This window comes from Luteibacter sp. 22Crub2.1, assembly GCF_900167995.1.
Lineage (GTDB): Bacteria > Pseudomonadota > Gammaproteobacteria > Xanthomonadales > Rhodanobacteraceae > Luteibacter > Luteibacter mycovicinus.
In genome coordinates this window covers 179,041-193,171 of record NZ_FUYT01000006.1, presented here as the reverse complement: position 1 = coordinate 193,171, position 14,131 = coordinate 179,041, and the positions used below count along the sequence as shown (strand labels likewise).

The window sequence follows — 14,131 nt, the reverse complement described above, 5'->3', positions numbered from 1 at the left end:
GCGGTCGACTTCCTTCCTTAGTTCTCGAAGCGGACGGTGTAGGTCACCGAGCTGTTGGCGTCACCCGCCGTGATGTTTCCCGTGCGCTGGTACGAAGCCGAATAGGCCAGCAGGGCCTGGTTGCCGACGACGACTTCCTTGACGCTATCCTGCTTGTCGTTCCAGATGTCGATCGGCTGACCGTTCTTGTCGAACAGACGAATCTGCACACCCGTCGCGGCGCCGACGGTCTTCAGCGCGCCCGTGGCCGGATCCACCGTCGAGCCGGTGTCGTAGCTCGCCCACACCTTAGTTCCGTCCGCGCAGGTGGTTTCGCCGGCTTTACCGATGTAGATGCGGTAGCCCGTGTTGCCCGAGGTATCGCCGACGTTGGTGAAGTCGGCCGCGTTGACCGCGCCGATGTTGACGGTGAAGTCCGGGCCATTGCCCGGCGCACCGCCGTCGACCGTGCAGGTGACGTTCGTGATGGAGCCGGTGAACGTGATGGTGCCCGTCGAGGCGAACGCCGACGGAGCGGCGAGACCCGCGATGAGCAGCGCGGAAGTGATTGCTTTGAGGTTCATCCAATTAACCCTTTTCAGATCTTGAGAAGCGGTCCCTGCGGGACCGCCGGCCTGGGGAGACACGGGGTCACCCCGCGCATCACGCAGCCGAGCTCGACTACGCGAGCGCTCTGAGAAGTCTGTCGGATATCTCCGACATGGCATATGGAATAAAACTCAAAAATCCGTTTTTTTTCGGATCTATCGTACGCCGCCGGTCGGGAATGGGCGCGATTCTCATGACACGACATCTCACGACGTGCTAGGCGCACGACGCCATGTAGGAGCGCGCCCTGCGCGCGAAAAGCCAACGAAGCGCAGACGCGGTACACCTTCACCGCTTCGTTGGCTTTTCGCGCGCAAGGCGCGCTCCTACCGGATGACGTTGTTTATTGACCGATCTTGCGCAATGGCTTGCCGCTCATCAGGTTGCGTTCGATCTGCTCGAGGGTGACGCCCTTGGTCTCCGGCACCAGGAAGAAGGTGACGAAAATGAAGAGCGCATTGAGCGCCGCGTACAGCCAGAAGGTCTGGGCGTTGCCGATACCGCTGAGCAGGCTCAGGAACGTGGCACCGACGATCATGTTGGTGACCCAGTTGGTGAACGTCGACGCGGCGATACCGAAGTCACGTCCCTTCAGGGGCTGGACTTCCGAACACAGCGTCCAGATCAGCGGGCCGGCGGACATCGCGAAGCCGACGATGAAGACCAGAAGCATGCCCACGGTGAAGAACTGCTCGCCGCGCGAGTTGATGCCCAGACCCATCATGGTTCCCACCACGCCCAGGCCCACGGCCATGATGGTGAAGCCGGCATACAGGATGGGCTTGCGGCCCAGCCGGTCGACGAAGGCGAAGGCGATCAGCGTAGCGAGGACATTGGTCAGACCGACCGCCGCGGTGAACCACATCTGCGCGTGCGTGTCGTAACCCATGTCCTTGAAGATGCGCGGCGCGTAGTACATCACCACGTTCATACCGGTGAACTGCTGGACCGCCTGCAGGAGCACGCCCAGGCCGACGGAGCGACGGAAATTGGCGTTCTCCTTGAACATGCTCCAGCCGTGCTGCTTCGTCTTGAGCTGCTCGTCGATCGCCGCGATTTCCTTTTTGACCACCGCCTCATCGCCGCGAAGTTTCGCGAGGACGATCTGCGCGTCCTCACGGCGACCGCGCATCAGCAACCAGCGCGGGCTGTCCGGCAGGAAGAACAGGCCGATGAGAAAGAGCACGCCAGGCGCGGCGATGATGCCGAGCATCCAGCGCCAGTTACCGCTGGCGCTGAAGGCCGTGTCGGAAAGGAAGGCCAGCAGGATGCCCGTGGTGATCATCAGCTGGTAGGTGGAGATCATCGCGCCGCGAATCTTTTCCGGCGCCACTTCCGCGAGATAGAGCGGCGCGGTGAAGGTGGCGACACCGATCGCGACGCCCAGGACCAGGCGAGCCACGATCAGGATCGCGGGCGACCATGCGACGGCGCAGAAGAGCGACCCGGCGATGAAAACGATGCCCGCGAAGATCAGCGAGCGCTTGCGCCCCAGGGATGCCGACATCCAGCCGGCACCCAGCGCGCCGATCGCCGCGCCAGCCATCATGGAGCTGACTATCCACTCGATCATGTGATCGCTGACCTTGAACTCCGCCTGGATGAACTGCGTGGCGCCGGAGATCACGCCGATGTCGAGGCCGAACATGAGGCCGGCGAGCGCCGCGAGGATACAGGTCGTGACGATCGCCGCCTTGGGATGCGCGGCGGCCACCTCTTGCTGAATGGGGGCGTCCATGGGGTCGTTCCTTCAGGTATGTGAAACCTGAATTGGATGCCTCGACATGTGTTCGACCTGTATGCGTCGCGTCGCCTCCGGGTGAGACGTTATGCCGCGCTTCAGACCCATCCGCCGTCCACGATGAAGTTCTGTCCGGTACACATGCGGCTGTCGTCGGCCGCAAGAAAAAGTGCCGCCCGCGCCAGATCCTCGGGCATCAGGTGGCCTGGCAGACATTGCACACGGCGAATCTCCTCCTCCCCCTCCTCGTCGAGCCACATCTCGCGCTGCTTGTCCGTGATGACCCAGCCGGGCACCAGACAGTTGATCCGAATACGGTCGCGACCAAGTTCCCGGGCCATGCCATAGACAAAACCTTCGATGGCCGCCTTGGCGGTCGCGTACATGGGGTAGCCGGCGTTCTTCTTCATCCAGCCGGTCGACCCGAGGCAGATCACCGAGCCACCGCCCAGACTACGCATATCCGGCAAGATCGCCTGCGTGGCGAAGTACTGGTGGCGCAGGTTCGTGGCCATATTGCGGTCGAATTCCTCGGGCGTGGTGTCCGCGATGTCATGGCGCACGTCGTTTGCCGCGTTGTTGACCAGCGCGCCGACCGGACCGAGGTCCGCGCGGACCGTGGCGATCGCTCGGCGGAGCGCCTCGACGTCCGACAGGTCGCAACGCAGGAAACGGGGCCGGTGGCGCGCACCGCCGAGTCGCTCCGCGAGCGCTTCGCCAGCATCGGCCGCCACGTCGAGGAAGGCGGTTTTCGCACCCTGGGTCGCAAAGTGCTCGACGAACGAGGCACCGATGCCGCTGGCACCTCCGGTAATGACGACGGTACGATCGACGAGGCTGGGATACGTGGCGAACGAGGTCATGCGCTGGCTCCATGGGCGAAAATCGATCCGCCGCTATACCAGAGTTCACGCCGATGTCGTGTATGTCTTTGCTCACGCAACAAAACGCCACTCAAACGCGGTGTTTTCGCCAAGCGAGTCGGGGCATCGCCTGTGGTAGTTTCAAACAGTTGAATGAACTACGTACGTGGCTGCCTTGAACGACCGCATTCCTCCCGATTCGCCCGATGATCCCACCGTCACGACGCGCGACGCCGCGGAGCTGCTTGGCATTTCCGTGAGCACCGCTCAGAAGTGGATCGAAGGGGGCGCACTGACCTCGTGGAAGACCCCCGGCGGTCATCGGCGCATGCGGCGCAGCGCCGTGCTGGCCCTGCTCGAAGAGCGCATGGCGCCTCCGGGAGAGTCACCGTCGACCCTGCCGGAAGAGCTCCGCCCGGCGCGTCATCCCGATTATCCGGTCCCCGCGGACGAGGCACGACGTCTGCGCTCGGTCGCGCGCAGCGGGTTGCTCGACACCGCGCAGGATCCGGTCTTCGACCGCATCACCTGGCTGGCCTGCCAGATGACCGGTGCGCCCACGGCCGCGATTGCCCTGCTTACCTCGCGGCGCCAGTGGTTCAAGTCCCGGCAGGGTCTCGCCCCGGAAGAGACGCCCCGCGGCTGGGCGATCTGTAGTCATGCGATCCTGGGCGAGGACATCCTGGTGATCGAGGACGCCCGTAGCGACGAGCGTTTCCAGCGCAACCCGCTGGTCACGGGCGATCCGCATATCCGCTTTTACGCCGGTCATCCGCTGCACGGGCCGGATGGCCAGGTGCTGGGCACCCTGTGTGTCTTCGGCGACGTACCCCGTGGCCTCAGCGAGCTCGAAGCCAACGGCCTTCGTGCACTGGCCGCCATCGCGGAAGATGAAATCCGCCTGCACATGATCGAGCACGGCAGGCGCTGGCATCAGCCCCCGGGCGACACCCAGGGGTCGTAACCGCCGACGTACGAGAGATGACCTTCGGCGGCGTGGGCTGACCAGGCCGCGCCTTGGTTCACGCCAGTTCGGCCACCGCGCGACGGACGTTGTCGATACCGCCCGCCTGCTGGGTCGTCGCCACCGCCACATCGGAGACGCGCTCGAGCAAGGTCCCGACGTTGCTGAGGATGTCGCGCATCGCCGCACCGGCCTCCCCGCTGCGCTCGCTGCCTTCGCGGACGCGCTCGAGCGTCCCGTCGATGAGCGCACGAATGTCGCGGGCCGACTCGGCGCTCTGCTGGGACAGCATGCGTACTTCGTTGGCCACGACCGCGAAGCCACGGCCGTGGACCCCTGAGCGCGCCGCTTCGATGGATGCGTTGAGCGCCAGAATGTTGGTCTGGAAGGCGATGGAATCGATCATCGCGACGATGTCGGAGATGTCACGTGCGCCACTCTGAATCGCGGACATGGTGGAGATCACGGCGTCGACCATCGCTCCCCCGTCGAGCGCCGAGCGGCTGGCCGCATTGGCCAGGGTATTGGTGACCCGGGCTTGCTCCGCGATCGCCGGCACGGTGTCGGCCAGTTCGGAGAGCGACGCGTGCAGGGTGCGCGCGGCACGCGTCTGCGCCGTGACGTCGGTGGCGTACTTGACCACCTTGAACGGGCGGCCCGCCATGTCGAAGATCGGGTTGTAGCTGCCCTGGATCCACACTTCGCAACCGCGCCGGTCGACCCGGCGATATAACCCCGAGTCGTACTCGCCGCGCCCCAGCTTCTGCCAGAAAGCGCAGTACTCGCGACCTTCTCGGTCGGCCTCGTCGACGAACATGCGGTGGTGCCTGCCGATGACGTCGGCACGCTCGTAGCCCATGGTGGCGAGGAAATTATCGTTCGCCTCGAGGATGATGCCGTCCAGGGAGAAGCTGATCACCGCCTGCGCCTTGTCGATGGCTGCCAGCCGGCCTTCCATGTCGGCGGCACGCAGGCGTTGCTCGGTGACATCGGTGGCGAACTTGACGACTTTTACCGGTCGGCCGAAGGCGTTGAGTACCGGGTTGTAGCTCGCCTGGATCCAGACCTCCCGACCGTCCTTGCCGCGACGTCGGTAAAGGCCCATGTCGGGCTCGCCGCCGCCGAGGCGCTTCCAGAACGCGGCGTATTCCTGTGAGGCGGCGTCTTCCGGGTCCACGAAGATGCGGTGGTGGCGACCCACGATCTCCGTGGCCTGGGCGTACCCCATGGCGTCCAGAAAGTTGCGGTTCGCCTTGAGAATCGTGCCATCCAGGGCGAACTCGATAACCGCCTGAGTCCGGTCGAGCGCCTCCAGCTTGGCATGCGCGCACGCATCCGTTTTCACGAACATCCGGCGAACGCCGGAAAACATTCCGATGGCCATGATGACGGTTCTCCCCTGTTGAGCTTCAGACCGTCGTTATCGACGATCCGGGGGGTGCCCTGAACGCCCGCTGCCGGAAACGCGCAGCGATTCGCCGAGGTCGCCTATTCCACGGCGCCGATGCCCAGCTCGCGGGCGTCCGTACGACCCCGGTCGTCGACCACGCGGACAAGGAATCGCCCGGTGCGATCGGGGGCCCACATCAGACTCTGGCCGCTCGGGACGCTGCCCAGGTAGGCGTCGTCGACGAACCAGTACAGCATGCGCGACGCGCCGTCCGCCGTCGCGGTGAACGCCACGCGCTCCGTACCCAGGCGGGAGACCCGGATCTGGTAGGTGCTGCCCTTCAGGGGCGAGGTGATTCTGGGCGGATCGCCAACCAGCTGGCCGCCGCCCTGGCAGTCCGGCAGCGCGGGCGGTGTCCGCCGCGCCAGACCCGCCTGGGCGAAGACGCGAGCCAGATCCGACGGCCAGTACTCATACACCTCGGTGTGCGTGCTTTGCGGGTCGTACGGCGGACACGCCGGCTGTCCCGTCGCCGTGTCGATGACCACCGGACGGTGCACGGTACTCACGCGGATCGGCGACTTGCCGGGAATGAACCAGGTGCTGCCCACCTGTGGGCACCAGGCGTTGGGCAGGTCGCCGCTGGCCAGGCAGATCGGCACGCGGCGCAGGTTTGGCGGGTTGCGCCGGACGGGCTCGGCGAGGCGTGGCCGTTCCGCGCGCAGGGCATCGGCGATGCGGAAGAACAGCGGTGCCGCGGCGTCCACACCGACGAAGGCCGGATTGCCCGCCCCGTCGAAATTGCCGATCCAGACGACCAGCACGTAGGGCCCGAAGCTGCCCGCGGTCCATGCGTCGCGGAAGCTCCACGACGTACCGGTCTTCCAGTAGATGGGCAGACGCGAGGGTTGCGCGGCGACCGCGTCGTCAGGACGCGGGTTCTGTCGCAGCATGTCCATGACCATGAAGCTGGCCTCTTCGCTCAGCACACGTGAGCCTTGCGTACGTGGCTGGGTGGCGAGCGTGCGCAGTGGCCGCAGTTCGCCGCGGTTGGCCAGCATGGCGTAGAGACCGCCCAGTTCCTGCATGGTGACTTCACCGCCACCGAGGACCAGAGCGAGGCCGTAATGTTTCTCGCTGGCCATGCGCGAGATGCCGGCATCGTGCAGAAACTGATAGAGGTTGGGGCTGGCCAGCTTCGCGGCGATCTGCACGGCGGGAATGTTGCGGCTTCGGATCAGCGCCTGGGTGGCGGTCACCGGGCCCAGAAAGCGACCGTCGAAGTTCTCCGGTGTATAGGGGCCGAACGCGGACGGCACGTCGCGTAGCACCGTTTCCGGATGCAGCAGGCCCTGATCGAAACCCAGTGCATAGATGAAAGGCTTCAGGGTGGATCCGGGCGAGCGTTTTGCCTGCGTGCCGTTGACCTGGCCCTGGATGGACGAATCGAAATAGTCGGCGGAGCCGACCATCGCCTTGATCCCCATGTCGCGCGTGTCGATCAGAATCGCCGCGGCATTTTTTATACCGCGATCGCCACCGTGCTCGACGTACTGGCGAACCTGACGCTCGAGGCTATGCTGAAGGCCGAGATCCAGCGTGGTGACCACGCGCATGTCGTCGCCACCATCGAGGCGGCGATCGGCGAGTACCTGCTCGACAAAATGCGGTGCTTCAAACGGCAGCCGGGACAGCGGGCGAAGGCTCAGCGGCAGGGCGAAGAGCGGTCGCGCGGAGACGTCCTTCGGATATTTCGCCACCCAGCGCGCGAACAGCCGGTCGCGCGACTGCTTCAGCGCCCTGTCGATCACCGTGGCCCCGCCGACCGTGCCGGGCACACCGCGCGACGGTTCCTGCGGAATGACCGCGAGGGTCAACGCTTCGGGCAAGGTGAGTCGTGCGGGTGGCTTGCCGAAGTACGCGAGACTGGCCGCGCCGACGCCTTCTACATTGCGGCCGTAAGGCGCGGCATTGAGGTATGCCTCGAGAATGTCGTGTTTGGAGTACCGCAGTTCCAGCTGCATCGCCCGCGCGGCCTGCACCAGTTTGCCGCCGGGGCTGCGCGTATCCAGATGCCAGATCAGCCGCGCCAGCTGCATGGTGATGGTGGAACCACCCTGGGGGCTGCCGTGACGTACGTAAGTGACCCATGCGCCGCGTGCGAGGCCCCAGGCGCTGACGCCCGGATGCCAGCGGAACCAGCGGTCTTCGTGCAGCAGGACGCCGTCGACGAGTTGCGGCGAGATGTCCTGCAAGGGAACCCAGAGCCGGTAACGGTCGTCGCTGGCGAGGGTGAGCCGGAGCAGCCGGCCGTCGGCGTCGTAGACGGCGGTCGACGAGGGGAGCCAGGCGCGCAGGGGCTCGTGGGGCCAGAGGCGACACGCCACGGGGACGATCGCGATGAGCAGCAACGCCACGAGGGCGTTGTGCCATGGGATCCGGGCGAGGCGCTTGAGAGGGTTCATCAGGACGTGGGAACGACGGGAGGGCGACGGGGCCCGTTATCGCCAGCAGGGCTGGCGACCCGGTGTTCCCGTTACCCCCGACAGATCACGGCTTGGCCGTCACGGTCATGCTCCCGCCACCTGGCGCCCGCGCCTGCGTACCCCGGTCATACAGCGACTCGGCGAACACGGGCGGAATGACGAACTTACCCGCATTCGTCGCCTTGATCCGGTAGACGAACTCCTGCACGTCGGTGCTGGCCATGCCATAGACCACCACGCGGTCCTCGCGAACGTCCGCGTAGTCGGGCTTCCACGTGGATTCCGGATTGCCGATCGGCGAATGCCATGCCGGGGTGTTGTCGCCTTCGCCGTCACCTTCGCCGTCGTCGCTCGCTTGCTCGTCGGCACCGCCGTTCGCATCGCTATCCGACGTGGCTTCGTCCGACGAGGGCGCATCGGCATCCGCAGCCGGCGCCGTCTGCAGCACCGGTTCGAAACCACCTGGCAACAGGTCGACGATAGCGATGTCGTCCACGGCGTCGCTCTTCGTCGCGCGGATACGCACGTGAACGTCGATCTCGTCGCCCGTGGCGACGCTGTCGATCGACTTGCCCTTGGTATCGGTGTACGTACGGGTGATTTCCAGACCGTCCTTGCGCGTTTCGGCCGACGGCTTGCGATCGAAACCGGTCTGCGCCACGCCATACCACGCCGGGGCGTCGGCATCGTTGACCAGACGCAGCCGCTGCGTACCCGCCGCCCAGTGCGCGTCGACCAGCACGCCCTTCGGCGCGCCGATCGGCGTAACGGTGCCATCGGCCGCGACCGAACCGATCGACAGCTTGCTCACATCGCCACCGGTCTCCGTCGCCCATGCGTCCAGCGCGAGGATGATCATGCCGGAGGACAGGGTGTTGTAGTGGCCCTGCCCAAGCGGACGCACGAGGTTGTCGATGGTCTCGGGCGGCAGTGCCTTCGCCTGTGCGGGGAAGTGCTTCGCCAGCAGATACAGCACGGTGGCATCGCGGATCGGCGCATCGTAGTAATCGAAGTACGCGTACGACTCATCCGCCGGCTTGCGACCGAGCAGCTTGCGCGGCTGCGCCATCAGGTCGTTCGCCAGCTTGTCCTGATGCAACAGCTGGTACGACGCCGCGATCCACGCGGCGGCGAGGTCGTTCTTCCAGTCCTTCGGGAAAACGTCCTGCAGACGTCCCTGCACCGAAGCCAGATCGTTGGTCGTGACGTTACCCTGACGGGTCAGCAGGTAGATCGCATAGGCGCGCTGCCGCATCTGCACCAGCGTGTCGCCACTATCGTCGGCGGCAATCTGGCGAAGCGCTTCATCGGCCGAGGCCAGCATGTCGCGCGGCACGGCCACGCCGTGATCGGTCGCTTCGATCATGTAATGCACGGCGTAGTCGGTGGCGAAGGTGTGCGTATCCGGCGTCGCCGTCCACAGGCCGAAACCGCCCTGCCCGTTCTGGCGCGCGCGCAGCACGTCGAACAACGCGGCCACCGGATCGGCGGGAGGCGTATCGTCACCGAGCATGCGAGCTTTCTTCACGTCGCCGAACTCCGGACGGTTGCCGAGGATCAGCGCCGGCATCGCCGCGCTGATGACCTGCTCCGTGCAGTAGTGCGGGAAGTCGACGAGGTACGCGGCAAGGCCACGCGCCAGCACCACCGGCACCGACGAGAACGCCGCGTCGCGCTTGGCGTATTCGTCATGCATGTCGCGCAACGAGGTCACGTCCGCACGGCCGTGGGCATCGACGCGGCCGAAAGCCAGGTCGGTGCGCATCGGCGAGGCGGGACGGACCGAAAGATCCACCGACTGTTTCGCCGACTTGCCGTTCGCGCCCGCGGTGAAGGTGAGATTGCCCGAACCGAGCTTGTTCGTCGCCCGTACGCGGAAGATCGCCACGCCTTCGCGCATCTCGCCGAGGTTCAGCGTCCTGGACGCGTCCCCGACCAGCTGCAGTTGCGGACCGAGCCTGAGGCTCACCGCCACCGGGATTTCTTTTCCGCCGAGTCCGGTCAGGTTGTTGGCGACGCCGACACTGATTTCGGCTTCGTCACCCGGGGCAAGCGTCGTGGGCACGTTCGGCGACAGCACGAAATCGCCGCGCACGGTGGTCGCGCCTTCGAACGTACCGATCTTCTCCGGCGACACACTCACCGCCATGACGCGCAGCTTGCCGTTGAAGTAGTCGGGCACCTTGTACGTCAGGTCCTTCGAGCCGTCGACATCGACGATGCCGGACCAGTAGGCCACCGGCTTGTCACGCTTGCGCTTGAACGGGTTGAGCTGGCGGCCGATGGCACCGTCCGCGTCACCGCCGGGTGCCGCCATCGTCATCAGCTTCTGGAAGTCCGGGATGATCAGATCCAGGATCTGCGAGGTCGACACTTCGAGCATGCGCTTGCGGAAGAAGTACTGCAGCGGATCGCCGAGCTTGTAGTGCGCGACCTGCAGGATGCCCTCGTCCACCGCGAAGACCACCGCACGCGTCGGCGTGGTCGAGGTGACGTGGAAGGTCACGGTGTCGCCGGGCTTCACCAGCGACGGCGACTCCACGGCGAGCACGTTGCGACGCGCGTCCATGTTCACCGAGAACGGCACGACACCGAACGACAACGGGCTCATGAAGATCTCGTCGGACGACGGATCGCGCACGTACTGCACGTTGATGTAGCCGTTACCTTCAAAATCCGCCGGCACGGTGATGTGCTGGACGCTGCTGGTGGTGTCGGCATGGAACCAGGCGTGCGCATAGACCTTGTCGCGTTCGATGGTGATCAGGCCGCTACCCGCGTACGGTGCGCGGATCGCGATATCGACCGCCTCACCCGGCGCATAGTCTTTCTTCGACAGCGTGAGCTGCAGCTCGGCGTTGCGCTCGAGCGAGCGCGACACGTTGCCCTCACCGGCGACCGACCAGGCCACACGGTTGACCTCCTTGCCCTGCGCGTCCTTCACCACCAGGGCGAAGTTGCCCGGCTTGTCCGTGGGCAACCCCACGTCGAGGCCGGCGGCGGGAATCGTCAGCGGGGTTTCGGAGACCACCGTCTCGCGTGCCTTCGACTCGTACTTGAAGACGCCGGAGTCCTGCCTGGTCAGCACGGAAACGAAGCGCGTTTCGACGATGTCCTGCTTGAGGCCGTTGAGGTCGATGCGCTTCGCCGACGGATCGATGGCGACGAGGTTGACCGTGCGCTTCGCGTCGCGGCTCACGTAGTCGAGGTTGTCGACGGCCTTGTAGCCAACCAGCCAGTCGTTCGACGAAACCATACCCTGGGTCGCGGCGGCCACGCTGCGGCCACCCTCGGCTTCATACGCCTTGGCGAGGAAGTAGAGCTGGTAGGTCGCGTCGGCATACTTCGACAGGTCCAGCGCGAACTCCGCATGACCCTTGTCGTCGGTCTTCGCATCGGCGAGCTTTTCTTCGAAGCCTTCCTTCGCACGACGGATGTCGTAGAAGTGGTAGTCCTTGTAGCTCGGGAATGACGGGTACGCAGGGCGCAACGTCAGCGACCCTTCGACGCGGCGATCCGCCGCCGGGGTCCCGAACAGGTTCTGCACGTCGACCAGTGCCTTCAGCTGCGCGGGCTTCACCCAGCCTTCGGTCACGGCGGTCGACAATCTGGCCGCGACCTTCATGCGGTCCGGCTGAAACTCCTTGACCTGCACGGTCGTGCTGCCGATCTGCGAGTACGGCTTGCCGTCCTTGGCGATGTAAAGGTTCACCGTCCAGTTGCCGGTGGGCGACGTCTCGGACGTCGTGTGGTCGAGCTCGGCGAAACCGGCGGCGTCCATGGACACGGTCTGCTGGCGCACGGTGGTGCCGCGCGGGTCGACCACCTCGGCGATCAGGGGCATACCCGCCACGCTGCGCGTCCAGCTGTTGGCGCGCACGATCATGCCGATATGGAACAGGTCGCCCGGACGGTAGATGCCGCGATCCGAGAACAGGTAGCCCGAGAGCTGGCCCTGGCTATGCGCGTTGGGCTCACCGCCGATGTCGAAGCGCGAGAAGTCCAGCGTACGGTCGTACGAGGTCACGGGCAGGAACGACAGATCCTCGCCCTGGCGTACCACGTACATCGCCGGCGCTTTTTCCTGGGTGAAGCCCTTCAGGCTGGCGAAGTGAGCCAGGCCGTCGGCGCCCGTGGTCTGTGTGAACAGCGTGCTGCCGTTTTTGGCGATCACGGCGACCGAGGCGCCACTTACCGGCGAGCCATTGCGGATGGACTGCACGAAGATGTCCTGGCTTCCGTCCATCGACTTCTTGGCGATGACGCCGAGGTCGGTGATGACGACCAGGCGCTCGTCCTTCGGCCAGTCGTAAGGTGCATGACCGCTATCGTCATCGTCCTTCGCCGCTTCGGCCGCGGCGGCGTCCGCATCGGCGCCCGCGTCGCGGGCCGCGGCTTCGCGGGCTGCCTTGACGCGCCGGTCGCGTGCTTCCTTCTCGGCGTTCTCGTCATAGCCGGACAGTTTGAGCAGGAACACGCCCTTCTTGCCGGACGCGAGGTACTGGCCAAGATCGAAGCCTTCGTAATGCGCCTTGCCCGGGCCTTCGTCCGGGAACGAAACCTTCTTTACGAAGCGGTCGACGATGTGGTCCGAGGTGAAGCCGTACATTTCCGGCTTCGCGTAGCTACCCTCGTTGAGCGAGACCAGGTGCTGCAGCTGGTCCGGCAGCACGCGGCCGATCTCCACCCGCATGCCGGGGATATTGCGCGAGACCACGGAGATGCGCTTGTCACCGCTGAGCGACAGCAGTGAGCCGTCGGCCATGAAGCGGAGCAGGCGCGGGTAGTCGGGCACCGTGAGCAGCTCGGCGCGCGACTTCGCCATGATGTAGCCGCCGAACGAGGTCAGGCCCTTGTCCACACGGACATAAATCTGCTGGCCCGGCTGGGCGTGGTATTTGAAGCTCTGCGTGGCCGACCAGTCGTTTTCGGTCGGCACCACGTCGGGCTTGATCGCCGTGAACGAGCGCAGGTCGCTCTCGCCGATGGTGGAAACGCCGTAGCCCTTATCGCTGCGGGGCACCACCCAGACGTGCAGCCGCTTCGCCAGTTCGGTATCGCTGACCGGGCCGCCGAAGTTCATGACCACGACCTGCTCCGGCTCGAAGCGGGCGTTGTCCACGAGCGTGGCCGAGATCTCGTCGACCTTCAGGCTATACAGGCCGGGTACGCGCACCGCGGTTTCCAGCGCCTTCTCCGTGCCGTCGCCGCCACGGCTGCTCACCGCGCCATCGTCCAGTCTGAGGCCGACCGAACCGTCGTCGCGCGGCAGCTGCAGGGGCTGCGAGTGGACGAACGCGTTGAGGCGACGATCGTCATAGGTGACGGAGAACTTCAGCTCGCTGCCGCGCTTTTCGTTCCCGTTGCGCAGGTCGAGCTTCAGGCGCTTCTCGAGCTGCGCCGCATCGACCGGGTAATTGAAGCCCAGCTGGACGATGGTCTTTTTCTTGGTCGGATCCTGCGGGTCCTGGTAGAACTCGCCATTGACGACGCGCGCGGTGAAGGGGGCGGTCGACACGGTGAAGTGGTCGTCGGCCAGCACCGCCTGCGGCGCGAACACCTTCGCCTTGTCGAAACTGACCTCGATCTTCCGGCCCACCGGCCAGTCCGCGGACGGCAAGAAGGTGAGTACGCGATCGCTCTCCCACTTCCACTGGCCGGGCAGTTTCGGATCCATGGCGATGCCGTCGGTCACCGGCTTGCCGAGCGACTCGATCTTCGCTGCCGACCCCGAGAAGGTCACCGTGAGCGGATGGATCGTCACCGGGACATGCTCGTAGTCGCTGATGTCGGGCGCGGGGGCTTCAAACGTGATGCGGTTGGGCTCGACCGGCTTCGGTCGGTTTTCCCACCAGTGCCAGCCGAACCAGCCGGCGGCGGCGATCAGGATCGCACCGGCGACCGTGGCCGTGAACTTCAGGGGATGGCTGCGGGCGGCGCGGCCGGTCGCGGGGACCCAGGCGGGTGCCGACCAGGCCATGTTGCCGAAGACAGGCCGCAGCACGCGACCGAGCAACCAACCCAGTCCGCGCAGCAGGCGTACGGGCAGCATCAGGATGAAACGAAGCAGATCCATGTTTCCCTTCCGATCCATTCAAA

Annotated in this window: 7 protein-coding genes; 1 reads left to right on the top strand and 6 read right to left on the bottom strand. The window is 65.5% G+C overall.

The window, feature by feature from the left end:
• Positions 1 to 17: 17 nt before the first annotated feature.
• From B5X73_RS08045 to B5X73_RS08035, 3 genes are all read right to left on the bottom strand, one after another.
• Positions 18 to 563 (bottom strand): fimbrial protein, encoded by a 546-nt coding sequence (locus tag B5X73_RS08045; RefSeq protein WP_176167778.1) that lies wholly within the window; start codon positions 561 to 563, stop codon positions 18 to 20.
• Positions 564 to 931: 368 nt separating this feature from the next.
• A complete protein-coding gene (locus B5X73_RS08040; RefSeq protein ID WP_079521252.1) occupies positions 932 to 2,326 on the bottom strand; it encodes a sugar porter family MFS transporter in 1,395 nt (464 codons plus the stop codon).
• Positions 2,327 to 2,427: 101 nt separating this feature from the next.
• Positions 2,428 to 3,192: an SDR family NAD(P)-dependent oxidoreductase gene (locus B5X73_RS08035; RefSeq protein WP_079521251.1), complete on the bottom strand. Its 765-nt coding sequence runs from the start codon at positions 3,190 to 3,192 to the stop codon at positions 2,428 to 2,430.
• 166 nt (positions 3,193 to 3,358) lie between these two features.
• Between B5X73_RS08035 and B5X73_RS08030 the strand changes: the two genes are divergently transcribed.
• Complete coding sequence (locus tag B5X73_RS08030) at positions 3,359 to 4,156, top strand: GAF domain-containing protein (RefSeq protein ID WP_217699752.1); 798 nt, start codon at positions 3,359 to 3,361, stop codon at positions 4,154 to 4,156.
• Positions 4,157 to 4,214: 58 nt separating this feature from the next.
• Here B5X73_RS08030 and B5X73_RS08025 read toward each other — a convergent pair whose 3' ends face one another.
• The 3 genes from B5X73_RS08025 to B5X73_RS08015 form a co-directional block, all read right to left on the bottom strand.
• On the bottom strand, positions 4,215 to 5,540 hold the full coding sequence (locus B5X73_RS08025) for a methyl-accepting chemotaxis protein (RefSeq protein WP_217699751.1): 1,326 nt from the start codon (positions 5,538 to 5,540) through the stop codon (positions 4,215 to 4,217).
• Positions 5,541 to 5,644: 104 nt separating this feature from the next.
• Positions 5,645 to 8,011 (bottom strand): penicillin-binding protein 1C, encoded by a 2,367-nt coding sequence (gene pbpC, locus B5X73_RS08020; RefSeq protein ID WP_079521250.1) that lies wholly within the window; start codon positions 8,009 to 8,011, stop codon positions 5,645 to 5,647.
• An 85-nt stretch (positions 8,012 to 8,096) separates the two neighbouring features.
• On the bottom strand, positions 8,097 to 14,108 hold the full coding sequence (locus tag B5X73_RS08015) for an alpha-2-macroglobulin family protein (protein ID WP_079521249.1): 6,012 nt from the start codon (positions 14,106 to 14,108) through the stop codon (positions 8,097 to 8,099).
• Positions 14,109 to 14,131: the final 23 nt, after the last annotated feature.

Coding starts and splice junctions, on each gene's coding strand:
- pbpC (WP_079521250.1), bottom strand. CDS start 8,011: ATGAACCCTCTCAAGCGCCTCGCCCGGATCCCATGGCACAACGCCCTC.
- B5X73_RS08025 (WP_217699751.1), bottom strand. CDS start 5,540: ATGGCCATCGGAATGTTTTCCGGCGTTCGCCGGATGTTCGTGAAAACG.
- B5X73_RS08035 (WP_079521251.1), bottom strand. CDS start 3,192: ATGACCTCGTTCGCCACGTATCCCAGCCTCGTCGATCGTACCGTCGTC.
- B5X73_RS08045 (WP_176167778.1), bottom strand. CDS start 563: ATGAACCTCAAAGCAATCACTTCCGCGCTGCTCATCGCGGGTCTCGCC.
- B5X73_RS08015 (WP_079521249.1), bottom strand. CDS start 14,108: ATGGATCTGCTTCGTTTCATCCTGATGCTGCCCGTACGCCTGCTGCGC.
- B5X73_RS08040 (WP_079521252.1), bottom strand. CDS start 2,326: ATGGACGCCCCCATTCAGCAAGAGGTGGCCGCCGCGCATCCCAAGGCG.